This is a genomic window from Kitasatospora sp. NPDC051984 (genome assembly GCF_044593455.1).
In the GTDB taxonomy this organism is placed as follows: domain Bacteria; phylum Actinomycetota; class Actinomycetes; order Streptomycetales; family Streptomycetaceae; genus Kitasatospora.
Window position 1 is genome coordinate 138,078 of sequence record NZ_JBIUCB010000006.1, and the last position, 23,517, is coordinate 161,594.

At 69.7% G+C, this 23,517-nt stretch carries 27 protein-coding genes, 3 tRNA genes and 1 pseudogene; 19 read left to right on the forward strand and 12 right to left on the reverse strand.

Annotated elements, in window-relative coordinates; all coding sequences use genetic code 11:
* Positions 1-65: 65 nt before the first annotated feature.
* The 9 genes from ACIHEI_RS14260 to ACIHEI_RS14300 form a co-directional block, all read right to left on the reverse strand.
* Positions 66-221: a hypothetical protein gene (locus ACIHEI_RS14260; protein ID WP_396606821.1), complete on the reverse strand. Its 156-nt coding sequence runs from the start codon at positions 219-221 to the stop codon at positions 66-68.
* Positions 222-339: 118 nt separating this feature from the next.
* Entirely contained in the window at positions 340-534 is a 195-nt protein-coding gene (locus ACIHEI_RS14265; RefSeq protein ID WP_396606822.1) for a hypothetical protein, read from the reverse strand.
* A gap of 19 nt (positions 535-553) precedes the next feature.
* A complete protein-coding gene (locus tag ACIHEI_RS14270) occupies positions 554-739 on the reverse strand; it encodes a hypothetical protein (RefSeq protein ID WP_396606823.1) in 186 nt (61 codons plus the stop codon).
* A gap of 213 nt (positions 740-952) precedes the next feature.
* A complete protein-coding gene (locus ACIHEI_RS14275) occupies positions 953-1,954 on the reverse strand; it encodes a hypothetical protein (protein ID WP_396606824.1) in 1,002 nt (333 codons plus the stop codon).
* Positions 1,955-1,961: 7 nt separating this feature from the next.
* Positions 1,962-2,366: a hypothetical protein gene (locus ACIHEI_RS14280; RefSeq protein ID WP_396606825.1), complete on the reverse strand. Its 405-nt coding sequence runs from the start codon at positions 2,364-2,366 to the stop codon at positions 1,962-1,964.
* 17 nt (positions 2,367-2,383) lie between these two features.
* Complete coding sequence (locus ACIHEI_RS14285; protein WP_396606826.1) at positions 2,384-3,460, reverse strand: hypothetical protein; 1,077 nt, start codon at positions 3,458-3,460, stop codon at positions 2,384-2,386.
* 166 nt (positions 3,461-3,626) lie between these two features.
* Positions 3,627-3,809, reverse strand: a complete 183-nt coding sequence (locus ACIHEI_RS14290) for a hypothetical protein (protein ID WP_396606827.1) — start codon at positions 3,807-3,809, stop codon at positions 3,627-3,629.
* Positions 3,809-4,054, reverse strand: coding sequence for a hypothetical protein (locus tag ACIHEI_RS14295; RefSeq protein WP_396606828.1), 246 nt, complete (start codon positions 4,052-4,054; stop codon positions 3,809-3,811). The genes ACIHEI_RS14290 and ACIHEI_RS14295 overlap by 1 nt, the downstream gene beginning before the upstream one ends.
* A gap of 166 nt (positions 4,055-4,220) precedes the next feature.
* The gene (locus ACIHEI_RS14300) at positions 4,221-5,192 is read right to left on the reverse strand and encodes a DUF2637 domain-containing protein (RefSeq protein ID WP_396606829.1); all 972 of its coding nucleotides are present in this window, start codon (positions 5,190-5,192) and stop codon (positions 4,221-4,223) included.
* A gap of 604 nt (positions 5,193-5,796) precedes the next feature.
* Between ACIHEI_RS14300 and ACIHEI_RS14305 the strand changes: the two genes are divergently transcribed.
* From ACIHEI_RS14305 to ACIHEI_RS14325, 5 genes are all read left to right on the forward strand, one after another.
* Complete coding sequence (locus ACIHEI_RS14305; protein ID WP_396606830.1) at positions 5,797-6,645, forward strand: GntR family transcriptional regulator; 849 nt, start codon at positions 5,797-5,799, stop codon at positions 6,643-6,645.
* Entirely contained in the window at positions 6,642-7,331 is a 690-nt protein-coding gene (locus ACIHEI_RS14310) for an HAD family hydrolase (RefSeq protein ID WP_396606831.1), read from the forward strand. The genes ACIHEI_RS14305 and ACIHEI_RS14310 overlap by 4 nt, the downstream gene beginning before the upstream one ends.
* A 659-nt stretch (positions 7,332-7,990) precedes the next feature.
* Positions 7,991-9,052, forward strand: coding sequence for a DUF262 domain-containing protein (locus ACIHEI_RS14315; protein ID WP_396606832.1), 1,062 nt, complete (start codon positions 7,991-7,993; stop codon positions 9,050-9,052).
* Positions 9,039-9,752, forward strand: a complete 714-nt coding sequence (locus tag ACIHEI_RS14320; protein WP_396606833.1) for a HEPN domain-containing protein — start codon at positions 9,039-9,041, stop codon at positions 9,750-9,752. The genes ACIHEI_RS14315 and ACIHEI_RS14320 overlap by 14 nt, the downstream gene beginning before the upstream one ends.
* A gap of 921 nt (positions 9,753-10,673) precedes the next feature.
* On the forward strand, positions 10,674-10,859 hold the full coding sequence (locus ACIHEI_RS14325; RefSeq protein ID WP_396606834.1) for a hypothetical protein: 186 nt from the start codon (positions 10,674-10,676) through the stop codon (positions 10,857-10,859).
* Here ACIHEI_RS14325 and ACIHEI_RS14330 read toward each other — a convergent pair.
* The gene (locus tag ACIHEI_RS14330) at positions 10,856-12,109 is read right to left on the reverse strand and encodes a hydrolase (protein ID WP_392949559.1); all 1,254 of its coding nucleotides are present in this window, start codon (positions 12,107-12,109) and stop codon (positions 10,856-10,858) included. The genes ACIHEI_RS14325 and ACIHEI_RS14330 overlap by 4 nt on opposite strands.
* A gap of 305 nt (positions 12,110-12,414) precedes the next feature.
* Between ACIHEI_RS14330 and ACIHEI_RS14335 the strand changes: the two genes are divergently transcribed.
* The 7 genes and pseudogenes from ACIHEI_RS14335 (at position 12,415) to ACIHEI_RS14365 (ending at position 15,732) form a co-directional block, all read left to right on the forward strand.
* Positions 12,415-12,487 (forward strand) — tRNA-Thr (locus ACIHEI_RS14335).
* Between the two features lie 42 nt (positions 12,488-12,529).
* A tRNA-Met gene (locus ACIHEI_RS14340) sits at positions 12,530-12,602 on the forward strand.
* Positions 12,603-12,686: 84 nt separating this feature from the next.
* Positions 12,687-12,851, forward strand: coding sequence for a 50S ribosomal protein L33 (rpmG, locus tag ACIHEI_RS14345; protein WP_006604855.1), 165 nt, complete (start codon positions 12,687-12,689; stop codon positions 12,849-12,851).
* Between the two features lie 110 nt (positions 12,852-12,961).
* Positions 12,962-13,423 carry a MaoC family dehydratase N-terminal domain-containing protein gene (locus ACIHEI_RS14350; protein ID WP_387644376.1) on the forward strand — a complete coding sequence of 154 codons (462 nt, stop codon included), beginning with the start codon at positions 12,962-12,964 and terminating at the stop codon, positions 13,421-13,423.
* On the forward strand, positions 13,420-13,848 hold the full coding sequence (locus ACIHEI_RS14355; RefSeq protein ID WP_387644379.1) for a MaoC family dehydratase: 429 nt from the start codon (positions 13,420-13,422) through the stop codon (positions 13,846-13,848). Before ACIHEI_RS14350 ends, ACIHEI_RS14355 begins: the two co-directional genes overlap by 4 nt.
* A 78-nt stretch (positions 13,849-13,926) precedes the next feature.
* Positions 13,927-14,658 (forward strand): annotated as a pseudogene (locus ACIHEI_RS14360) (MFS transporter); the annotation flags it as partial.
* Between the two features lie 33 nt (positions 14,659-14,691).
* On the forward strand, positions 14,692-15,732 hold the full coding sequence (locus tag ACIHEI_RS14365; RefSeq protein WP_387644381.1) for a UDP-N-acetylmuramate dehydrogenase: 1,041 nt from the start codon (positions 14,692-14,694) through the stop codon (positions 15,730-15,732).
* Here the strand turns inward: ACIHEI_RS14365 and ACIHEI_RS14370 are convergent.
* Positions 15,729-16,784 carry an adenosine deaminase gene (locus ACIHEI_RS14370; RefSeq protein WP_396606835.1) on the reverse strand — a complete coding sequence of 352 codons (1,056 nt, stop codon included), beginning with the start codon at positions 16,782-16,784 and terminating at the stop codon, positions 15,729-15,731. The genes ACIHEI_RS14365 and ACIHEI_RS14370 overlap by 4 nt on opposite strands.
* A 96-nt stretch (positions 16,785-16,880) precedes the next feature.
* Entirely contained in the window at positions 16,881-18,119 is a 1,239-nt protein-coding gene (locus ACIHEI_RS14375) for a pyridoxal phosphate-dependent aminotransferase (RefSeq protein ID WP_396606836.1), read from the reverse strand.
* Positions 18,120-18,400: 281 nt separating this feature from the next.
* Here ACIHEI_RS14375 and ACIHEI_RS14380 point away from each other — a divergent pair.
* The 7 genes from ACIHEI_RS14380 to ACIHEI_RS14410 all read left to right on the forward strand — a co-directional run bounded on the left by ACIHEI_RS14380 (position 18,401) and on the right by ACIHEI_RS14410 (position 23,304).
* Positions 18,401-18,473: transfer RNA gene (locus tag ACIHEI_RS14380), tRNA-Trp, on the forward strand.
* Between the two features lie 142 nt (positions 18,474-18,615).
* A complete protein-coding gene (gene secE, locus ACIHEI_RS14385) occupies positions 18,616-18,972 on the forward strand; it encodes a preprotein translocase subunit SecE (RefSeq protein ID WP_387644389.1) in 357 nt (118 codons plus the stop codon).
* A gap of 179 nt (positions 18,973-19,151) precedes the next feature.
* A complete protein-coding gene (nusG, locus tag ACIHEI_RS14390; protein WP_396606837.1) occupies positions 19,152-20,015 on the forward strand; it encodes a transcription termination/antitermination protein NusG in 864 nt (287 codons plus the stop codon).
* Between the two features lie 167 nt (positions 20,016-20,182).
* Entirely contained in the window at positions 20,183-20,617 is a 435-nt protein-coding gene (gene rplK, locus ACIHEI_RS14395; protein WP_030457453.1) for a 50S ribosomal protein L11, read from the forward strand.
* A 77-nt stretch (positions 20,618-20,694) separates the two neighbouring features.
* Positions 20,695-21,417: a 50S ribosomal protein L1 gene (rplA, locus tag ACIHEI_RS14400; RefSeq protein ID WP_043914633.1), complete on the forward strand. Its 723-nt coding sequence runs from the start codon at positions 20,695-20,697 to the stop codon at positions 21,415-21,417.
* A gap of 155 nt (positions 21,418-21,572) precedes the next feature.
* On the forward strand, positions 21,573-22,406 hold the full coding sequence (locus tag ACIHEI_RS14405; RefSeq protein WP_396606838.1) for a hypothetical protein: 834 nt from the start codon (positions 21,573-21,575) through the stop codon (positions 22,404-22,406).
* Between the two features lie 94 nt (positions 22,407-22,500).
* Positions 22,501-23,304, forward strand: coding sequence for a hypothetical protein (locus ACIHEI_RS14410; protein WP_396606839.1), 804 nt, complete (start codon positions 22,501-22,503; stop codon positions 23,302-23,304).
* The last annotated feature ends 213 nt before the right edge of the window (positions 23,305-23,517 follow it).

The following is a 23,517-nucleotide window of genomic DNA, read 5'->3' on the forward strand; positions in this document are numbered from 1 at the left end:
GCCGCCCAACAGCCGCCGCGAGGGCGGGTGTTGGGCGGCACAGCGGTCGGCACGGGCCGATCCGATCAATCGCGGTGGAGGCCGTCGCAGTACGAGTCCTCGCATGAGCAGCCCGAGCACTCGTCGCAGATGTCGTCGTCGCAGGAGGCGCACGCCACATGGCCGGGACAGCCGTAGTCGGCGCACTCGTCGCAGTAGGTGTCGTCATAGTCGTCGTACACGGGCGAGCCTTTCAGCGGTTGCGGTTGGTGACGTTGACCTGCACGTTCACGGCCCCGCACTGCCCAACCCCAGCCGCACGGAAGGATGTTGGGCGGTGCGGCGATCGGCACAGGTTGGTCAGTCCTGGTGGATCACTCGGGCGACCGCTTCGAACGCGGCGAGGGCGCGCGGGTCGAACTGTCCGTAGTCGGTCTGGATTTCGTTAGCCAGCTCGCGGTAGAGGTGCGCGGCGATGCGGTTCCGGCCCTCCAACGCGGCGGTCCCGGCTGCGGCGGAGCGGCGGGTGATCTCTTCGTCGGTGAGGCGGCTCATGTCAGCTCCTGGGGGTCGGTCAGCGGGCGGTGGCGGCGGGGGGTTCGGTGATGGGGCCGGTCCAGACGCGGACGTCGGGAATGCCGCCGTCGGCGCGGTAGTCGCGGGCGGTCTCCTCGGCGAGCTCCTTGGCGGTGCCGTCGAAGTGGGTGCCCATGACTCGCTCGCCGAGGGCTGCCTGGTAGCTGTAGTGGGTGCGGGGCATTGGGTTCCTCCGGTGTCTCGGTGCCCTGTGGTCGGGCGTGTAGTTGGGCTTGTAGTTGGGGTGTAGTCGGGGGTTGTAGTTGGTAGTTGTGCAGGTGGGAGGGGGTCTGTAGTCGGCGGGGTGGGGGCGGGCCCGCTCCTGGGGGAGGGGCCCCGGAAGGGGCTTGGAGAGGGGTTCTGGGAGGGGCTCGGGGGCCCCGAATTGGACCCCAATTCAGGCGGCTTGGGCGGGGGTGTGGTCGACGGCCGGGCGGGGCGGCAGGGAGGGGGCCCGGCCGAGGAGGCCGCGGAGGTAGCTGACGGACCATCCGGTGGACGTCTTGCGTTTGTCCCCGATGACGACCCCGACCGACGGGGCGGGAGGCATGTTGGCGGCCCTCACCGCGGCGCCGAATTCGCGGGTGTCGGAGCCCTGGTAGTGGCCGATGTGCTGGAGGGCGGCGAGGGCCTCGGACAGGAGGAGGTTGCCGGCGCCGCCGTCCCGGGTGGCGCGGATGGCGACCATCTGCTCGATGGTGGTGGCGAGTTCGGCGTGGGTGAGGGGCTGGGGTGCGGGGGCGGAGTCGTCCTTGTCGGCGTGGTCGTCGTCGCCCTGGTCGACGTTGGGCTCGTCCTGGTCGGGATCGGACTCCTCGGATTCCTCGGGGTCCGCTTGCCGATCGCGCTTGGCGGCCGCTGCTGCGGCGGCGGCCATGGTGGCGGGGGTGGGGGCGTGCATGAGGGCGACGAGCCACCAGGCGGCGGCCGCGACTGCTGCGACGGTGGGGATCCAGGGGCGGGCCAGCGACCAGACGAGCGGGCCGCCAACGATCAGCAGCAGGGCGGCCGCGCCGGCGCTGTCGCCGAGCTTGCTGCGCTTGGCCTTGCGGGTGACCTTGGCCTGTTCCAGCTTGACCTGGCGGGCGGTCAGCCGCGCGGTCTCCCGGGCCTCGACCATCGCGGCGCGCTTGTCCGCGTCCAGCTCCGCCTCCAGCTTCCTCTGGAACGCGTCCTCGGCGTCCGCAGTGGCCTTGGCGGTGAGTGCCTCCTGCTGGATCCGGAGCTCGGTGGCCTCGGCGCGCTTCTTGCGCTGGCCGGCCGTGAGCTTGGCGATGAGGGGCGGGGTGCCGGTGATGACTCCGGTGATGGGCCACAGGGCGACCGAGGCCACCCAGTACTTCATGTCGGGGTCGTCGCTGGCGGGCGCGGTGGGGAAGAGGAGCGTCTTCATCGTCATGACGGCCTCAGCTCACGAACGCGGTGATCACGCCGAACAGGGACGCGGGGAGAACCCAGATCCCCCCGGCGGCGGCGAACAGGGACGGGGCGATGGCCCCGCACAGAGCGTCTTTCCACGGCCGCGGCTTGAGCCCGAAAACGGCCACGGTCAGAAGGGCGGCGGTCGCACCTACCTTCCACTCGCCGAGCGCGGCGTTGTTCTGGAACGCGTCGCTGAGCTGGGTGCCGACCCCGGCGAGCTGCTGGAACGCGGTGCCGGCGTTCGCGCTCAGCATGCCGATGCTGAACGCCCAGTAGGGGACGTGGTCGTCGTCGACCTTGATCTTGTTCTTCCCGCGCACGCCGACGTACAGGTAGAACGTGGCGACGGTCGCGGCTCCGCCGGTGCCGAGGGCGATGAGGCTGCTCATGGTGTGTCTCCTGACGGTCAGTAGAGGGAGATGCCGGAGAAGAGAGGGCCGAGGCCGGCGGCGACGACCAGGCCGGAGGCGACCGGGACGCGCGCGAGGATGAGCAGGGTGATGGGCCAGGGGCGGGCGACCTCGGAGACCCGCAGGCGGCCGTGGTCGCGCAGCCACAGATCGAGGACGAGTCCGACGGCGGCGAGCACCAGCCCGGCGAGGGGGCCGCTCGCCGAGACAAAGGCGATCAGGCCGGTGAGATAGCCGCCGGTAGCGCTGATCGCGGTGAGGACGCACCAGCGGCGGAAGCGGCGGGTGCGATCCGAGGGACCGGCGACCCGGGCGGCCTGGCGGCGCGCGCGCCGGGCCTTGGCGGCGGCTTCGCGCTTGTCGGCGAGCTGCTGCTGGCGGTGGCGCTTGGTGCGCTGCTCGGGAGTCTCGCCGGCGGCGGCCAACTCGGCGTCCTGGCGGGCCCGGCGCCGCTTCTTGTCGAGCTCCTGCTCGGCCTCCAGGCGGGCGGCGCGCTCGTCGGCGGTCTCGGTGATCCGCGCGCCGAGCATGTCGATCACGCCGATGAGGTCGGTCCGCTGGATCGGGCCCGGGTCGAGGATCTGCTCGATGCGGTGGCGCTCGGTGCGCTGCTCGCGCGTCTCGCCGGCGGCGGCGAACGCGGCGTCGCGCTCGGTGCGCTGCCGGGCGATCAGGTCCTCGTACTCGACCTGCTCGCGGGCGGAGCGCTGGGCCTCGGTCTCGGTCCACAGCTGGTGGACCTGGTGGCCGAGCTGGCCGATCTGCTCGCCCATCCGGTGGGCCATCAGGTCGGCGGCCTGCTCGAACTGGGCGGCCAGCGGTGCCCAGAACGCGGCGGCGGCGGCCTGCATCGAGGCGTCGTCGGTGGGATTGGCGGCCCCGAACGGGCTCGGGATGTAGCCGTGCATCCCGGCGGTCGGGGGCTGGTTTGGCGGCGGGGGGACGTCGTCCTGGATGCCGCCAGCGCGCCACCACTGGCTGCCGCTCGGGGAGTTGTGTCCGGCGGTGGGCGGCTCGGTGGGGTACGGGGGGATAGTGGACGGCTCGGACGAGAGCTGGGGGATGGTGGTCACCGGGTCCGCCGCCGTCCGCGGCGCACGCTGATGACGAACCGGGCGGCGAGGCCGAAGGCGATGGCGGCGTCCACCAGGAAGAACAGCAGGGTGGGCAGGTCCATGTGCGTTTCTCCAGTTCAGGGGAGGTGCGCACCCCGGGCGGACAGGGGTGCGCACCGGGTGTTCAGGAGGAGTGACGACCGAACTGCTCGGTGCTGTGGCCGGTGCGCGGGGCGTAGACCGGGCGGCCGTTGGCGCGGGCCTCGTCGTAGTCGGCGCCGGTCCAGGTGCGGCCGTCGGCGGCGACGTGGTCGGGCGTGTCGGTGCGGGTGGACGGCTTCGATTCGGAGCGGGAGAAGAGGCCCATCACCGCACCCCGGTGAACTCGCCGGTGACGACCAGGACCTGGCCGTCGAGCTCGACCAGCGCGTAGTAAGTTCCCTGGTCTTCACCGGAGTTGGAGCCGTCAGTCGCGTTCACCTTCCGGCACCACTCGGCCTTGGTCACCTGGCGGAGTTGGGCGACGGTGATCGGCTTGGTCGCGGTGTACGAGTCGGGTCGGCCCGGCGTGGGCCGCACGTCGCCGATGATCGGCAGGCACATCGTGCTCACTTCGAGCCACCCCCCAGCAGGCCGCGCAGCAGACGGGCGGCGGCGGACCCGGCGCGGGCCAGGTCGGCAGGGGTGACCGGAGGGATAGGGGGTGGAGTGGAGTCGAGCATGGCGGAACTCCAAAAGTGCTGTGGGGAGGGAGAGTTGATGGAGCTCATCGCCGCTCTCAGGCGGCGAGAAGGGCCCGGGTGCCTTCCAGTTCCTGGAAGCGGGCGGCGACCCAGCCGGTGGACCAGCCGGTCAGATCAGCCACGCGCCGCTGCGTCGTGCCCGGCGTGACGATCGCGGCCTTGACGATCTCCCGCGCCATGTCCTCGGGGACTTTCTCGGCGACGGCGGGGCCGGACAGCAGGGCGTCGCGCCGGGCCTGGAGGTCGGCCAGCCGATGCTGCTCACGCTGGCGCTCGGCGCGCTCACGCTCACTCACGAGGCGCTCACGGAGCTCCTTGCCGGCGTGCTCGTCGGCTTCCTTCCGGGCCCGCTCGGCACGCTCAGCGGCGTCCCGGCGCTCCTGCGCGGCGAGGTTCTCGCGCTGCATCAGCCGCTCGTGCTCACGCTGCTCCCGCTCGCGCTCACGTTGACGCTCGTCGGCTTCACGGGCGAGGCGCGCGGCGGTTTCGGCGGCCTCCTTCTGGTCGGCCCGGGCCCGCTCCTGTGCCTGCTCGGCGCGCAGCCGGTGCTCGTCCCGCTCGGCCCGCTCATGGGCCTCGCGGGCGGCCACCGCGCGGGCGATCGACCGCCGGTAGGCCAGCGACGTCTCGGCCGTGACGATCAGCAGCAGAGGCGCGACCGCGTGGACCGCGACCCCGACCAGGTCCCGCTTCAGGGCGGATTCGCCCACGTTGAGCAGCACCGTCGCCACACCGGTCATCCAGCGCAGCACCACCGGCCACCCGCCGCCGTCGCTGCCGAGGCGGGCCAGAAGACCGTCCATCCGGACCACGATCACCACCGCCGCGTCCACGACCAGCGGCAGAATCGGAGCCGTCCAACCCCAGCCCTCCGGCGTGTGATCGGCCATCAACGGCGTCACCGTGAGCATGCTGTACAGCACCGCACCGAACGTGATCGTCCACGTCCCGATGCTCAGGATCCGCTCGGCCGAGCGGACCTGCTGCGGCGTCACCAAGGCGCTCATCGCCCGCCCCGCTTCCCGCCCGACGAGCGGGCGATGAGCACGGATACGTGCGTTGTGAGCACGACCGGACGGCGGTGAGCGCGGCGCTTCATGGCGCTCACGCCGCCACCCCCACACTGACCGTGCTGCCTGCAACAATCGACTTCACGGGTCTCTACCTCTCTCGTAGGTGAGAAGGCCCGAGGGGCTGGTGCGCGCCCGGCCAAGGAATGCGCGCCAGCCCACTTGCGGGCCCGATGAAAGACAGCAACCTGGTGCGGTCGGCACCGGGGCTGTCAGCGAACGGGGAGGGAGTTGCACCCTCGCCCCCACAGGGGCCCACTACCGGCCGTCCGTTTGGTCTGCCTCCGCCTCACCCCAGTCACCTCCTAATGCGGGGTTCTCGGCGGGACCATGAAGTTGTCAAAGAGCCGACGCTTCCTTCGGGGGGCTGTCACCCCACCCCTCGGGGCGTGTTTGTGCAGGTCAGAGCAGCCCAAAGAAGGCCCCTCTGTGTCGCCCCTGTCTCACTTGGTGCGGCACTCACAACATAGGCAACCTGCTTAGGCAGGTCAAGAGAGTTGGGTTTCTCGCGCCTGTTGTGCACCTGCCCTAGCATGGGTCCATGGCCCTAGACCCGGACGACTCGCGCCCCCCGTATCAGCAGGTCAGCAGCTCTCTGCGGGCCTCGATCCTCACCAAGAAGCCGGGCTTCGAGACCGGCGACAAGCTCCCCTCAGGCCCCGAGCTGGCGAAGCACTTCGGCGTGGCGCGGGGCACGGTGGACAAGGCGCTCGACCTGCTCCGCACCGAGGGGCTGATCGTGACCCGGCAGGGGAGCGGCTCCTTCGTCCGGGAGAGGACCTCTCGGCCGGTCGGACTCCGGCCGCACCTGGAGGCGGCGTTCGAGCAGCAGCAGGTGACGCTCGACTTCGCCGGGTTCTCCAGCGAGACGCTGCACAACGCGCTCCAGGAGCCGCTCGACAAGGTCCGCTCCGGCCGGCTGGCGCCGGAGTCCATCACCGTCCGACTGCTGCTGCCGGACACGACCGAGCCGATGGCCGTGCCGGTGCTGGTGGATGGGCTCCAGGACGAGGCAGCGCTTCGGCAGCGCGCCCGCAACATCGCCCTGACGCATGCCGGCGGGATCGCGCACTCGGTGGAGATGCTGGCCGAGCTGGGCCTGGTCCAGAAGGCGAGCGTCCAGGTCAAGGTCCACCGGGCATCCAGCCTGTTCAAGCTGTACATCCTGAACCGGTCGGAGGCCTTCTTCGGCTTCTACCCGCTCCGCGAGCGCACCGTGACGATCGACGACGCCGCGCACACCTTCTACGACGTGACCGGCAAGGACACCACGCTGTTCCACCACGCCGCCGGCCCGGACGACGCCTCGCTCGGATCGCAGTACGTCCAGCAGGCCCAGATGTGGTTCGACAGTGTGTGGAGCACGATCGCTTATGAGCGGCAGCCGTGATCGCCACCCCTCAGCAACTCGCCGACGTGCTGCGGCCGGTGAAGCACGTGCTGCTCGACTTCGACGGCCCCGTGTGCTCGGTCTTCGCTGGCCTCCCAGCTCCGGAGGTTGCTCGGCGACTCCGCGAGCAGCTGCGTGCGACCGGCGAGCAGCTGCCGGCCGGCGCGGAGGAGGAGACCGACCCGCTCGCCTTGCTCCGGCTGATCTCAGACGCCCGACCCGAGCTCACGGCGAGCATGGACGCCGAGCTGGCCGCGCTGGAGACCGAAGCCGTTCGGGCAGCCCGCCCGACCCCGGGCGGAGAAGCGGTCCTGCGCGCCGCTGCCCGCTCCGGCCGCCTGGTCTCCGTGGTCAGCAACAACGCGGGCGTGGCCATCGCGGCCTACCTCGCCGAGTACGGCCTCAGCGACCACGTGGCTGGCGTCTTCGGACGCGCCCCCGGCGACCCCTCCTCCATGAAGCCGAACCCGCGCCTCCTGCTCGAAGCGATGGAAGTCGCGGGCATCGGACCAGAGCACAGCATCTTCATCGGCGACGCAGCCCGCGACGTCGAGGCCGGGAAGGCCGCTGGCATCCAGACGATCGGCTACGCCAACAAGCCAGGGAAGAGCGCCAAGTTGGCCGCGGCCGGCGCCGTGGTGGTCGTGGACTCGATGGAGCTCATCGAGGATGCCCTGACCCGATGAACACGTTCGATCGAGCATTCGACCGGTCAGCAACCGGACCCTCTCCGGGGCCACCGACCAGCGGTCGCGTTTGACCTGCACATCGAGGAAGGGCCCTACCGGTTTCTCCGGTAGGGCCCTTTCCTTTGGGTCGGGGTAGCGGGATTTGAACCCACGGCCTCTTCGCCCCGAAGCAACCTGGGCACCTACCCGGCCAGGGGGCAGGCGGCTCTGACCTGCACACCCGGGTCCCTGAACGTCCGTGGGCGTCCGTCGAAGGACGCGCCCGTTGTAACGCAACTAGACACTCAGCTCCCCCTGCGAGAGGGCTCCACTTCAGCAGCTCGAAGCACCAGCGGTCAACCTCCAAGTGGCGCCGGACTGACTGTTCCGTGCTGTTCTACCTGACATGGCCGTTATAGTCCTGGCGACATTGTTGGCCTGGGCAGGCTACCTTGACCTGGCCATGCACTTCAGCCCTCGCGGCGAGTCCCCCTCGTGAGTGTCTCGCAGGGCCTACCAAACACTCTTCCTTGTGGCAGCTTCACCGCCCCGCGTGACAAGCGCCAAGGCGTCTTGAGCAGCCAACTGCGCGGACCACCCGCTGGCTTTCATGTTGCCGCGTAGAAGCTTGGGTCATCAGCTGACGAGAGAACGCAGTCGCCGTCTAGACTGCCGCCATGTCTGCTGACACCTCCCTTGAGAACCTGGAAGAGCAACTCCGTGGCGAACGCGGGAAAGTTGATGTTGCTGTTCACAATTTTTCCGTTCGTGAGCTAGTGCGAATGATCGCTGATGAAGAGCTGAATGCCTCACCCAGTTATCAGCGAAAGTTTCGCTGGGAGGAAGCGGACGAGTCCCTCTTTATCGAATCAGTCTTCTTGGGGCTGCCGATCCCGCCTTTGTTTGTTGCCACCAATGTTGGATTTCAATGGGAGGTGGTGGATGGCCTGCAGCGGCTTTCCACACTTGCCCACTTCCTAGCTCGAGACGACGAAGAAGCGCGAGCCGTAGGCCGCAATCGACCGCTTATGCTTGGCGGGCTTGAGAAACTTACCTCCCTCAATGGAAATTCATATTCAGACCTGCCAAAGAATCTTCAAGTTTACTTTGGTCGACAGCCACTTCAGGTCATCTCGCTGACTGACAAGAGCGATCGCCAAGTCCGCTTTGATGTCTTCGAAAGGCTGAATCGTGGAGGAATTCAGCTGACGGCGCAGGAGGTTCGCGCATGCGTATATATGGGCCCATTCAATGACTTTATTGAAGAGCTCTCGGAGGATCCTCGACTTCGCGCAATTCTGAAGCTCCAAAAGGCGCATGAGAATGATGGAACCCAAGTGGAACAGGTTCTCAAGTTCTTTGCCTATAAGAACCGCCGCGAAGCGTTTGACGGGAAGGTGGAGCGATTCCTTAATGGCTACATGGAGATTGCTTCAGGCGCCTTCGACTATGCGAAGGAGCGAGAAATTTTCGACAAGGCCCTCGGGATTCTATACAACGTTTGTGAGGGGAAGCCGTTTTTGCGCAAGCAGACTCATGTGACCCCGCTCGTCCAGTTCGAAGCATGCCTGGTGGCAGCCGGCGATCTTGCGGCCGAAGGCCTGGGTCCGGGAGCGGTCGACGCCCTTTGGCTGGAGGATGCGGAGCTGCGCGCCTCTTCAGGCGCAGGCAGCAATACCAAGGGAATGCTTAGGCGTCGACTCGCGCGCGCGAAGGAACTCCTTCGTGGCCAGTCATGATGCACTCATTGCTGAGGTGCAGGCTCACGGGGAACGGCTGCTGCGCCGCTCGGATGATCTCAAAGGCTTCCTGGCCCTTGCAGGCCACAAGCCCAGGGACGAGGCCGGGCCGCGATGGGAATCTGAGGCGAGGGATGCTCGAGCGCTTGCGGCTATCTGCCTAATGGCCGAGCTGGAGAGCTTCACGAAATCTGTGATCCAAGAAACACACAAGGAGATCAACGAATCGGGGCTCTCGATAAGTAGACTGCGCCCAAGCCTTCGCCAACTGGCGGCGCATGCGGCATTCGAGAGCCTTCGCGAGTTGAACGACCATTCCAAACTCTGGGAGAGGCGCAGGTATGCCACAACTCTCGAGCTCTGCAACGATCCCACATCGCTTCCCGTGAATTACAAGCAGGCCCAGCCGCCACTTGATGGAAGAACACTCAAGCCTGAGCACTTCAATCGAATCTGGGAAATATACGGCATTCCAGGGGAGGCATTCCCGTATGCCACCTGGAGCGCCTCCCTCCAGAAAATGTCCCTGTTTAGGAATGATGTGGCCCACGGAAATATTCCGTACGTGGAAATCTTCCAGCAGGCTGGAAGGTCCGTCGCTGACGTAGAGCGCTACGTGGACGATCTCGGAGAATTTGCCATTCATCTGACTACGTCCTGGGTGGAGTACCTAGAGAAAAGTGGATATCTCAGCTTTTAATTGAGGCCTTCAAGCCTGGGCTCATAGGGTGGTGGAGCGGTTTTGGCCGGTGTCCTGTCTGGTCTGGGGTCGAGCATGATCGGGGGGCCGTAAGCTGTTGCGACTCGGTCAGGGCTTTTGGAGCCTGACCGCAATTTGGCCGAGTGGCCCCCCGGGTCTTGCTCGACGCGGGTCCCGGTCCTGGCAGGTGGGTAAAACCGCGGAGCCGCCCGCCCCGGCCCCGGTGGGGTTTTGGGCTCCGCCCCTCTCTGTCCGCCGGCGGCTTTGGGGCGGGAGTGAGCGAGGCGCGATAGCCGCGGTGCTGGACTTCCTCTGTTCAGGGTGGAGTTTGGGCGCGGTGACTGTAGCGTCGGCTGTCACCCCTGGCGGCTCTGCCGCCGGGCGGGGGCGGCCGGGGCGGCCCGGGGCGGAGACAGGAGGGCGGGCCCGGCCGTCCCGCCCCGTGCGTAGGTTTGTGTCGAACCGAGTGGGGCGGGATACGGCTGCGCGTTGAGCAGGTGTCGCATCAGGGCCGGGCTTCATCCCTGAGGGAGTGCGGGGCCTGGCTGAGTGACGAGTGAGCGGGCGACGATCCACCCATCTCAACTACCTACTTCCATCTGATGCCAGCCCGCCGCAGGCAGGCCTTGATGAGGTAGCGAAATTCGTAACAGTCCACCCCCTGTCCCGCTGGCATGCACCTGTGAGCGGGAGCCACCGCGACCATGATCCGGACCAGTGGCGGACCAGATACAGCTGATGATCAGGAGTCGCCAGGTCAGAGCCCCACGAGCCAGCGGCCTGTAAATCTGTCGCGCAAGCTACGCAGGTTCGAACCCTGCACCAGCCACTGGATAGTGAAACAGCCCCCGATCTGCGGAAACGCAGACCGGGGGCTTTTTCGTCGGCGGGGGCGGGGCCGGGCCCGGGAGCATGGGCGGCATGGAATTTCTTGAGTACCGGCCGGTCACGCCGCGGATGCTGTTGGTCCGGCGGATCGGCTGGTTCTGGTTGGAGCGGCCGGTGTTCATCCCGGCGGGCTGCAAGTTCTGGACGAAGGCGGATGCCCTGGTGGTCGAGCATCCGTCGGGGGAGCAGCGGCGGTATCCGGGGTACGTCCTCCGTTAGCCCGGGTGGTTCTGGCGGGGCAGGGCGAGGGCCACGGTGTCGGCGAACTCGCGGACGGCGCTGGTGCGGGAGACCACCCGGCCGCAGTGGACGACCAGGCGGGAGTGGCCGCCGGCGAAGGCGCCGACCAGGCTGTCGCCGCGGACGGCGAGGAGTTCGGCGGGGAAGCCGGCGTCGACCCGGACGGGGAGCAGGCCGAGGGTGGCGCGGGCCTGGGTGGAGACGGCGTCGTAGGCGGCTTCGGGGGAGAGTGCGCCGCCGGCGGCGAGGAGTCGGGCGGTTTCGAGCGGGTCGGCCCGGCCGACGGGGTTGGCGGCGTCACGCAGGCTGCCGGCGCCGGCAGTGAGGGCGACCCGGGCGTGGGCCAATTCGCGCAGCAGGGAGGGGTGCAGGCCGGTCGGGGGGGCTTCGAGGCCGGTGCAGCCGCCGTTCTGCGGGAGGCAGGCGACCCGCATGCCGGAGTTGGCGAGCACGGTGGAGCCGCCGGGTGGCAGCGCGCTGCACGGGCCGAGGGTGACCCGGGGTCGGTGCGGGGCCAGGGCGGCGACGAGGCGGGCGAGCTGGGTGCGGTCGGCGGCGTCGGTGTGCAGGTCGACGGGGCAGTCGGCCTCGGTGGCGGCGGACAGCAGGACCTGGACGTAGCCGATCGGGTCGGGGTCGAGGTCGGGGCAGCCGCCGGCCGCGTCCGCGCCGAGTTTGAGCGCCTCGCGCAGCTGGGCCCGGCCGTCGGCGCCGGCCAGGCCGGTGAGCAGCCGGGGCATGGCGACGGCCTGGAGTTCGGCGAGTCCGCGCAGCGACTGCCGGGCGGTGAGGACGGCCTCCAGCCGTCCGAGTCCGTGCACGTCGCCGATCCGGACGTGGGTGCGCTGGGCGGTGGCCCCGTAGCCGAGCGAGGTGAGTGCGGCCTCGGTGACCCGGCGGACCAGGTCGGCGGGCGCGTCCGGGGGAGGGGCGGGCAGGGCGGCGGAGAACGCGTCGTCGTAGTGGCTGTGCGGTTCGGCGGGGGCGGGCAGCAGCAGGTAGCCGGAGAGGTCGATGCGGGCGCCGGTGGTGACGGTGGGGCGGCCGGGCATCGCGGGCAGCGGTCCGAGGCTGCCGACGGTGCCGACGGCCTGGATCCGGTCCCCGCTGATCCGGACGTCCACCACCCGGCCGTCGATCAGCCGGGCCCCGGTGAGCAGCAGTACCGGCCCGTGTCCGAGCGGGTTGGCGGACGGCGGCGGCTGGGCGCCTTCGCTGCGTTCGCTCATCGGCCCGCTCCTCCAGTCCGGTTGACCGCCCGGCGGCCCGGGGGCCCGGTTGCGGGGCCGGTCTGCGGCGCACCCGCGAGAGGTCACTGACGGTCGAGCCTAGGCGGCGCCCGGCCGGGACGCTCGGATGCGGGCCGCCGCCCGTGTCGTGGGAGGGGGCGGTCGCGGAGGGCCGGTTCCGGTTGCGGCGGGCTCGAAGGGGTGTCGGGCGACGGGCCGTCAGTGCGGCCCCTTCGACCTGCGGAGATCGGTTGCGGATACGGATTTCACCTCTGGCCCGGAACCGTGTAATCTCTTCCTCGTTCGCCCCTATAGCTCAGTCGGTAGAGCGTCTCCATGGTAAGGAGAAGGTCTGCGGTTCGATTCCGCATGGGGGCTCTGGTGAAAGGCTCCTCGCCTCGGTGAGGTTTCGTTCATCAAAGCGGTGTAGCTCAGTTGGTAGAGCAAGCGGCTCATAATCGCTGTGTCACCGGTTCAAGTCCGGTCACCGCTACCCCGCGTAGTCGATCGGGGGGTTCAACTCCCGATCGGCTACTCTTATCTGTGTTCTTATTCGTTGTCCCAGGAAGGCACTCCCGTGGCTGCCACTGACGTCCGCCCGAAGATCACGCTGGCCTGCGTGGAGTGCAAGGAGCGGAACTACATCACCAAGAAGAACCGGCGCAACGACCCGGACCGTCTTGAGATGAAGAAGCACTGCCCGCGTTGCAACTCGCACACGGCGCACCGCGAGACCCGCTGACTTTGCCTCGACTCCAGGCCGCACCCCGTTACGGGGCGCGGCCTGGAGTCATTTCTGCATAGCGAACCTGACGGCCTGACCGCCCTGACGGACCACCAGAGGAGTTGCCCATGCCGCTCGACCCCTCGTTCATCGGGCGGACCTACCCGCCCACCCCGCCGTACGAGCTCGGCCGGGAGAAGATCCGCGAGTTCGCCGCCGCGATCGGCGACGCCAACCCGGCGTACACGGACGCCGAGGCGGCCAAGTCGCTCGGCCATCCGGACGTGATCGCCCCGCCGACCTTCCCGTTCATGCTGTCCTTCCAGGCCGCGGCGCAGGTGGTGAACGACCCGGAGCTGGGTCTGGACTACAGCCGGGTGGTGCACGGCGACCAGAAGTTCGTGTACTCCCGCCCGGCCCGGGCCGGTGACCGGCTCTCGGTGACGATCTCCATCGACGCGATCAAGTCGCTGGCGGGCAACGACGTGTTGACGGTCCGCGGCGAGGTGCACGACGCCAGTGGCGAGCACGTGGTGACGTCGATCATGACGCTGGTGGCCCGTGCCGCCGACGAAGCCGGGGAGGAGTGACCGTGGCGGTCCGCTTTGACGAGGTCCAGGTCGGCACCGAGCTGCCGGCCCAGTCGTTCCCGGTGACCCGGGCCACGCTGGTCCAATACGCGGGGGCGTCGGGGGACTTCAACCCGATCCACTGGAACGAGAAGTTCGCCCGCGAGGTCGGCCTGCCGGACGTGATCGCGCACGGCATGTTCACCATGGCCGAGGCCGTCCGGGTGGTCACCGACTGGGTCGGCGACCCGGCCGCGGTGGTCGAGTACGGCGTCCGCTTCACCAAGCCGGTGGTCGTCCCGAACGACGGCGTGGGCGCGGTGATCGAGGTCACCGGCAAGGTCGCGGTGCTGCTGGACGACAACCGGGTGCGGGTGGACCTGGTGGCGACCAGCGAGGGCCAGAAGGTCCTGGGCATGGCCCGGGCCGTGGTCCGGCTGGGCTGAGGCTCACCCCCCGGGTGCCAGGGCGCCCGGGGGCTCCGGGCCCCTTGCGGAGGCGCTCCGCCCGGGTGGCCGCGCGGCCTGCTGCTGCTCGCCTTCGTCCGGTACGAACTGCGCTGGGCACAGCGGCCGATGCTGCCGATGCGGCTGTTCCGCGGCCGGGCGTTCAGCGCCGTGAACGCGGCGAGCCTGCTGATGTACCTCGGCACGTTCGGCTCGATCTTCCTGATCAGCCAGTACTTCCAGGGCATCGGTGGCTACACCCCCGAGCAGGCCGGCCTGCGGATGCTCCCGTGGACCGGAATGCCGCTGCTGGTCTCCCCGCTCGCCGGACTGCTCATCGACCGGATCGGCGCCCGGCCGCTGGTCGTCACCGGCCTCGCCCTGCAGGCCCTCGGGCTGGGCGGGTACGCGCTGCTGATCGACCACTCCGCCGGGTACGGGCAGCAGGTTCCGATCCTGGTGGTCTGCGGCATCGGCATGTCGCTGTACTTCGCGCCCACCGCGAGCCTGGTGATGGCAAGCGTCCGCCCCGCCGAGCAGGGCATCGCCTCCGGCGCCAACAACGCGATGCGCGAGGTCGGCGGGGCGCTCGGGGTGGCCGTGCTGTCCGCCGTGTTCTCCGCGCAGGGCGGCTACGGCAGCGCCGCCGCCTTCACCGACGGCGTGGTCCCCGCGCTGATGGTCGGCGCCGCCGTGGTCGCCGCCGGATCGGTGGCCGCGTCCTTCGTCCCGCGCCGGCACGGCATGCGCGCCGCCGCCCCGGCCGGGGCCGGTGACCTCCCGCCGCTGGCCGCCGCCGGCCGCTCCTGATCCCCTCGGGCGGGTGGCGGTTACGCTGGGGCGGTGATTGAGCAGATGGACGCACCGCTGGCCCCGCTGACGACGCTGCGCCTCGGCGGCCCCGCCCGCCGGCTGGTGACGGCCGAGACGGACGCCGAGGTGGTCGCCGCGGTCCGCGCGGCCGACCGGGCCGGGGAGCCGCTGCTGGTGATCGGTGGCGGCTCCAACCTGGTGATCTCCGACGCCGGCTTCCCCGGCACCGTCCTGCGGATCGCCACCACCGGCTTCACGCTGGACGGCACGCTGCTGGAACTCGCGGCCGGCGAGGTCTGGTCGGACGCGGTGGCCCGCACCGTCGACGCCGGACTGGCCGGCATCGAGTTCCTGGCCGGCATCCCCGGCTCCGCGGGCGCGACCCCGGTGCAGAACGTCGGCGCGTACGGCCAGGAGGTCGCCGAGACCATCACCGAGGTGGTCGCCTACGACCGCCTGCTCGGCGAGACGGTGACGCTCGCGGGCGCCGACTGCGCCTTCTCCTACCGGCACAGCCGCTTCAAGGCCGACCCGGACCGGTACGTGGTGCTGCGGGTCCGCTTCCGGCTCGCCGACGAGGGCGGGCTGTCCTCCCCGGTGAAGTACGCGGAGGTGGCCCGCTCGCTCGGCGTCGAGGCCGGGCAGCGGGTGAAGCTCGCCGAGGCGCACACCGAGGTGCTGCGGCTGCGGGCCGGCAAGGGCATGGTGCTCGACCCCGCCGACCACGACACCTGGTCGGCGGGCTCCTTCTTCACCAACCCGATCCTGACGGACACTCAGTTCGCCGACTTCACCGCCCGATTGGGTGAACTTCGGGCCCCCAACTACCCGGCCGGTGACGGCCGCACCAAGACCTCGGCGGCCTGGCTGATCGACAACGCGGGCTTCCGCAAGGGCCACGGCACCGGCCCGGCCACGCTCTCCACCAAGCACACCCTGGCCCTCACCAACCGCGGCTCGGCCACCACCGAGGACCTGCTCGCACTCGCCCGCGAGGTGCGGGACGGCGTGCGGGCGGCCTTCGGGGTGGACCTGGTCAACGAACCGGTGATGGTCGGCGTCAGCCTCTAGAGCGAAACCGGAACCGCCTCGGTGGGGGCCGGCTCCTCGACCAGCCAGGCGTCGACGTCCGCCAGCAGCTCCTTGGCGATGTGCTCGGGGGCCCGCGACGACCGGATCGACTGCCGGGCCAGCTCGGCCAGTTCGGCGTCGGTGAACTCGTGCGACTCGCGGGCCAGGGTGTACTGGTCGGCCAGCCGGGAACCGAACAGCAGCGGGTCGTCGGCGCCCAGCGCCAGCGGCACCCCGGCCTCGAACAGGGTGCGCAGCGGGACGTCCTCGGGTCGCTCGTAGACGCCGAGCGCGACGTTCGACGCCGGGCAGACCTCGCAGGTGACCTGCCGGTCGGCGAGCCGCTGCAGCAGCCGCGGGTCCTCGGCGGCCCGCACGCCGTGGCCGATCCGGCCGGCGCCCAGGTCGTCCAGGCAGTCGCGGACCGAACCCGGCCCGGCCAGCTCCCCGCCGTGCGGCGCGGCCAGCAGCCCGCCGCTCCGGGCGATCGCGAACGCGCGGTCGAAGTCCCGTGCCAGGCCCCGCCGTTCGTCGTTCGACAGGCCGAAGCCGATGACGCCCTGGTCGGTGTACCGGACGGCCAGCCGGGCCAGCGTGCGGGCGTCCATCGGCGACTTCATCCGGTTCGCCGCGACCAGCACCCGGATGCCCACCCCGGTGGCCTCGGAGGCCTCCCGAACGGCGTCCAGGATCAGCTCCAGGGTGGGGGTCAGCCCGCCCAGCAGCGGCGCGTACGAGGTCGGGTCGACCTGGATCTCCAGCCAGCGGGAGCCGTCGGCGCGCTCGTCCTCGGCGGTCTCCCGGACCAGCCGGCGGATGTCGGACTCGTCGCGCAGGCAGGAGCGCGCGGTGTCGTACAGGCGCTGGAACCGGAACCAGCCGCGTTCGTCGGTCGCCCGCAGTTTCGGCGGATGGCCCGAACTGAGCGCCTCGGGCAGCCGAACGCCGTGCTTGTCGGCGAGTTCGAGCAGCGTCGTGGGGCGCATCGAACCGGTGAAGTGCAGGTGGAGATGAGCCTTCGGGAGGCTCCGGACATCACGCAGGCGATCCATTCACCGATCCTGCCGCATAACCCGCCGAAACCGGAACCGCCCCCCGCACGTCGCCCGAACGGGTGAGGTGCGAGGGGCGGTCGAAGCCCGGACGGGTCAGGCGCGGGCCTCGGCCAGCAGCTTCTGCATCCGGCTGACGCCCTCGACCAGGTCGGCGTCGCCCAGCGCGTAGGACAGCCGCAGGTAGCCCGGGGTGCCGAAGGCCTCGCCGGGGACGACCGCGACCTCGGCCTCCTCCAGGATCAGCGTGGCCAGCTCGGCGGAGGTCTGCGGGCGCTTGCCGCGGATCTCCTTGCCCAGCAGCGACTTGACCGACGGGTAGGCGTAGAACGCGCCCTCGGGCTCGGGGCAGTACACGCCCTCGATCTCGTTCAGCATCGCCACGATGGTGCGGCGGCGGCGGTCGAACGCGGTCTTCATCTCGTCCACCGCGCACAGGTCGCCGGACACGGCCGCCAGCGCGGCGCGCTGCGCCACGTTGGAGACGTTGGAGGTGGCGTGCGACTGCAGGTTGGAGGCGGCGGCCACCACGTCCTTGGGAGCGATCAGCCAGCCCACCCGCCAGCCGGTCATCGCGTAGGTCTTCGCCACGCCGTTGACCACGATGCACTTGTCGGCCAGCTCGGGCAGCAGGGCCGGCAGCGAGGTGAACTGCGCGTCGCCGTACACCAGGTGCTCGTAGATCTCGTCGGTGAGCACCCACAGGCCGTGCTCCAGCGCCCAGCGGCCGATCGCCTCGGCCTCGGCCTCGGTGTACACCGCGCCGGTCGGGTTGGACGGCGAGACGAACAGCACCACCTTGGTGTTCGCGGTGCGGGCGGCCTCCAGCTGCGCCACCGAGACCTTGTAGCCGGTGGTCTCGTCCGCGACGACCTCGACCGGGGTGCCGCCGGCCAGCTTCACGGCCTCCGGGTAGGTGGTCCAGTACGGGGCCGGGATGATCACCTCGTCGCCCGGGTCGAGGATCGCGGCGAAGGCGTTGTAGATCGCCTGCTTGCCGCCGTTGGTCACCAGCACCTGCGAGGCGTCCACCTGGTAGCCGGAGTCGCGCAGCGTCTTGGCGGCGATCGCGGCCTTCAGCTCCGGCAGGCCGCCGGCCGGGGTGTAGCGGTGGTTGGCCGGGTCCTGGCAGGCAGCGACGGCCGCGTCCACGATGTAGCCGGGGGTCGGGAAGTCGGGCTCGCCGGCGCCGAAGCCGATCACCGGACGGCCGGCCGCCTTGAGGGCCTTGGCCTTGGCGTCGACCGCGAGGGTGGCCGACTCGGCGATGGCGCCGACCCGGGCGGAGACCCGGCGGCTCGCGGGGGGGACGTTCTCGGGGGTGGGTGCGCTCATGTCTTGCATGGTCCCAGACCGCACAGGCCTCGGGCATCGCGGTTCCACCATGCGTACCGGCGCGTTCCAGCATCCGTACGCTGCCGCCGATCGGGTGACGCCGTGAGGCCGACCGGGTGACGCCGCCGCGCGGGCCGCGGTGAATGAGGTTCGACCAATCGGCGAAGAACCCGTACACTCACTGCTCGACGGCTCCCAAGTGCGGATCCTTCGGCCGGGTACACCACACGGCCGGGTGGATACGGTAGGTTGGGGGCCACGACGGAGCCGCAGGGTTCCGAAGGGCACTAGCTCAATTGGTAGAGCACCGGTCTCCAAAACCGGCGGTTGGGGGTTCGAGTCCCTCGTGCCCTGCAGCTCGACTCGTGCCAAGCCCGTTCGCTCCGAAGAGCGAGCGGGCTTGATGCGGAGAAGGCCCCGCCCAGCACTGCTTTCGCCGGATCGCCCGTGCAACAGGCACGGTAGCTCCGCAGGACCCGGATTCAGGTGAGGACGAGTGACGGAGACCACGGGCTCCACCGCAACGCCTGAGAGCGGCAACCCCGAGGGGGCCGACGCGGCGGACGAGACCACCGCGGACGGCAAGCTGTCGCGGCGTGAGCGTCGGCGTGCCAACAAGGCCGGCGGCGAGGGTGGCAAGAAGTCCGGCAAGCGGGCCAAGAAGGGCCTGTTCGCGCGGATGGGCATCTTCTACCGCCAGATCATCGCCGAACTGCGCAAGGTCGTCTGGCCCACCCGCAGCCAGCTGATCCAGTACACCACCGTCGTGGTGACCTTCGTGATCGTGCTGATGCTGCTGGTCGCCGGTCTCGACTGGGTCTTCGCCAAGGGAGCCTTCTGGCTCTTCGGCTGACGCCCGATCAGTCCGACCCGAAACCGGGATCCCCGCGGATTCCGCACCGATACTTCACCCCGACCCGGGCCGAATCCCTCGGCCCGGGTCGAGCTGTCGGCGCGAACGCTCACGGGCGACTACCGTTGAGTCGGTACTGTTGAGGTATCCGTTCCACAACCAGGAAAGAAGCAGCGACCGTGTCTGAGTCCCCCCTGTACGACGCCGACGAGACCGTCCGCGAGGCGGATGTCGCCGCCGAGCTGGACGCGGCCGAGGCTGCCGAAGCCGAGTCCGCTGAGGAGATCGTTGACGGCGTGGACGGCGACGAGGACGAGGTCGAGGCCGCCGACGCCGAGGCGGGCGAGCCGGCCGAGGTCGAGGCCGTGCACGAGGTGGATGACGAGGCTGCCGACGAGGCCGCCGACGAAGAGGCTCTGGTCGTCGAGGAGGTCGAGTCCGACCCCGTCGCCGAGTTCCGCGAGCAGCTGCGCCGCGCCCCGGGCGAGTGGTACGTCATCCACACCTACGCCGGCTACGAGAACCGGGTGAAGCAGAACCTGGAGCAGCGCTCCGTCTCGCTGAACGTCGAGGACTACATCTTCGAGTCCCAGGTTCCGCAGGAGGAGGTCGTCCAGATCAAGAACGGCGACCGCAAGACCATCCGGCAGAACAAGCTCCCCGGCTACGTGCTGGTGCGCATGGACCTCACCCCCGAGTCCTGGGGCGTCGTGCGCAACACCCCCGGTGTCACCGGCTTCGTCGGCAACGCCTACGACCCGTACCCGCTGACCCTGGACGAGGTCGTCAAGATGCTCGCCCCCGACGTGGAGCGCGCCGCCGCCAAGGAAGCCGGCAAGGCTTCGCCGGTGCGCCCGGTCGAGGTCCAGGTGCTGGACTTCGAGGTCGGCGACTCGGTCACCGTCACCGACGGTCCGTTCGCCACCCTGCAGGCGACCATCAACGAGATCAACCCCGACTCGAAGAAGGTCAAGGGCCTGGTGGAGATCTTCGGCCGGGAGACCCCGGTCGAGCTCTCCTTCGACCAGATCCAGAAGAACTGACCCACAGGTCACCGGTGCCGGGGCGGGGCGGAAGCCTCCGCCCCGGCACCGTTTTGGTCCAGCGCCGCATCAGCGGTTAGCCTGGTCCGATGTGTGTCCTGGCATCCGGGTTTCGCCCCGGTGCCGGGTACCACCAGCACTCACCTCTCGGAAGGACCCGGAGAGACATGCCTCCCAAGAAGAAGAAGGTCACGGGGCTTATCAAGCTCCAGATCAACGCCGGTGCGGCCAACCCGGCGCCGCCGGTCGGCCCCGCGCTGGGTCAGCACGGCGTCAACATCATGGAATTCTGCAAGGCGTACAACGCGGCCACCGAGTCGCAGCGCGGCATGATCGTGCCGGTGGAGATCACGGTCTACGACGACCGTTCCTTCACCTTCGTCACGAAGACCCCGCCGGCTGCGCGCCTCATCCTGAAGGCCGCGGGCATCGACAAGGGCTCCAAGGAGCCGCACAAGACCAAGGTCGCCAAGCTGACCTCGGCCCAGGTGCGCGAGATCGCCACCACCAAGATGCCCGACCTGAACGCCAACGACCTGGACGCCGCGGAGAAGATCATCGCCGGCACCGCCCGGTCGATGGGCATCACCGTCGAGGGCTGATCAGCCCGTACGTCCACCGTGGTAGGGCCAGCGCGGCCCGTGAATACCACGAACTCCATTAGTTACTAGGAGCAGCAGTGAAGCGCAGCAAGGCCCTCAAGGCCGCGGACGCCCAGGTCGACCGCACCCGGATCTACGCCCCGCTCGAGGCCGTCCGCCTCGCCAAGGCGACCTCCACCACCAAGTTCGACGGCACCGTCGAGGTTGCCATGCGCCTGGGTGTCGACCCGCGCAAGGCCGACCAGATGGTCCGCAGCACCGTCATCCTCCCGCACGGCACCGGTAAGACCGCCCGGGTCCTGGTCTTCGCGAACGGTGAGCGTGCCGAGGCCGCGCGTGCCGCGGGTGCCGACATCGTCGGCTCGGACGAGCTGATCGACGAGGTGGCCAAGGGTCGTCTGGACTTCGACGCCGTCGTCGCCACCCCGGACCTCATGGGCAAGGTCGGCCGCCTGGGCCGCGTGCTCGGTCCCCGTGGCCTGATGCCGAACCCGAAGACCGGCACCGTGACCCCGGACGTCGCCAAGGCCGTCAACGAGATCAAGGGCGGCAAGATCGAGTTCCGCGTCGACAAGCACTCGAACCTGCACCTGATCATCGGCAAGTCCTCGTTCTCGGACGAGCAGCTGGTCGAGAACTACGCCGCGGCGCTGGACGAGGTCCTCCGGGCCAAGCCGTCCGCCGCCAAGGGCCGCTACATCAAGAAGATCGCCTTCTCCACCACCATGGGCCCCGGCATCCAGGTGGACCCGAACCGCACCCGTAACCTCCTCGTCGAGGAGGACCCGGCGGCGGTCTGACCTCAGGTCAGTTCCCCACGCGGTCAACTCACCGGGCCCGCACCCCTCTTCGGGGGTGCGGGCCCGGTGCCGTTAATTGGTCGCGCGCGCCCGAAAGGCCATCGGATAGAGTCCGATGGCCTTTTGAATGAGAATCAGATTAGAGGGGGACTCTCGTGCGCGCACTGCGTACCGTTGCCGCGACCTGCCTGGCCGCAGGTCTGCTGACCGCTTGTGGTAGCTCCGGGTCGGGCAGCAGCACCGCCGACGCCAAGCCGGGTTCGACCGCCTCCGACGGTGTTGCGGCCGGCAAGGGTGCGGGCGGCGGCGCGAACCTCGGTGCCAAGGAGACGCTGCTCGCCTCGGCCGCGGTGATGGAGAAGGCCGGCAGCGCCAAGCTGGCCGTCACCGGCGAGGCCGCAGGCACCGGCGAGTTCGTCTGGAAGGCGCCGAAGTCCTTCCTGCTCAACACCAAGAGCGAGGGCCAGGACACCAAGGTCCTCTTCGTCGGTGACGTGATGTACGTCGGGGCCGGGGCAAGCCTCGCCCAGCTGGCCGGCGGCAAGACCTGGATGAAGATCGACCCGAAGGACGACGCCCAGGGCGCGCCGGGCGGGGGTGACGCCGTCGGCAAGGCCTCCAGCCTGGAGCTGATGGACCCGGCCGTGCAGCTGGCCGTCGCCGCGCCGACCGCGGTCCAGTCGGGCACCGAGACGGTGGAGGGTCAGTTCTGCAAGCACTACCGCAGCGACATCCCGGTGGACGCCCTGGTCGAGAAGCTGCAGCTGAAGCCGGAGCTGAAGACCAAGGTGCTGGACGAGCTGAAGAAGAAGGGCTCGACGATCACCGTCGAGTTCTGGATCAACGCCAAGAACGAGCTCGTCCAGCAGTCCGGTACCGGCCAGGCGACCGGCTTCTCCAAGATCACCTACAGCGACCTCGGCAGCGTCCAGCCGACCAAGGCCCCGGCTGACTCCGAGGTCTTCTCGCTGGAGGATGTGCTGAAGTAGCGATCCCGTCCCGTTCGGCCCGGGGTCGCCGCCGGGCCGGACGGGACGCGTGACAAGGTGGGGGAGCGGAACGGACGGCCGGAAGGAGGGACCGATGACGGCACGCGTGCGGACGACCGTGACCCTGCTCGGGGCCGCCCTGCTGCTGGCCGCGGTGAGCGGCTGCACCGGCTCGAGCCCGGGCGACAGCTCCGCGCGGCCCGCCACCCCGTCCCAGTCCAGCGCCCAGGCCACCCCCACCGACCGCTCCCCGCACGGGGTGCTGCTCTCCGCCCAGCTGGCGCTGCGCGAGGCCCGGCGGGGCGAGTTCCGGGCCGTCCTGGGGGAGGCGCACGCCAAGGGCGCGGTGTTCTGGGCGCCGAAGACGGTGCTGCAGTACCGGGGCGACGGGGACGCCCGGCGGCTGATGGTGCTGGACACCTCCGCCTACGTGGGCGGCGACCCGCAGACCGCCGCCAGGCTCGGCGGCCCGCACTGGGAGAAGTACTCGGGCGGCACCCACTGCCCCTACTCCGCGCTGATCGACCGGATCAGCCCGGTGGTCGCCACCACCGCCGCGGCCGCCGCCGACAGCCCGGTGCTGCTCGGCGAGGAGAAGCTGCTGGAGACCACCGTCCAGCACTACCGGGTCACCCTGACCGCCGCCCAGTACGCCGCCGCGCAGACCCAGCTCGACCAGGACCGGCGACAGGCCCTGGAGACCGCGCTCGGCCCCGGCGAGGTGGTGCTCGACCTGTGGCTCAACGACCACGACCAAGTGGTCCAGCTGCGCCGCGCCGCCGCCGAGGTGGACACCATCGGCTACAGCGAGTACGGAAGCTCCGCGATCTCGGTGCAGGGCCCCGCCGAGGCGGACATCGCCCCGGAGTCCGGCGCCGGCCTGCCGCTGTTCCCGTAGCGGTTTGCTCCCGTAGCGGTTTGCCGGATTTGGGGATTCGCGGATCGTCCCGTTAAGCTGGGCGAGCCAAAGACCGCTGGTTGTTGCCGTTTGCCCGAGAGGGTGGCCGGTGCCGAAGGATCCGCCTCGTGCGGGTCGCCCGCGCAGGTTATGGAGCAGACAAGATCTCCGAACCGTTCCACGGTTCGTCGAGGTTGTGACAAGCCCCGTGCG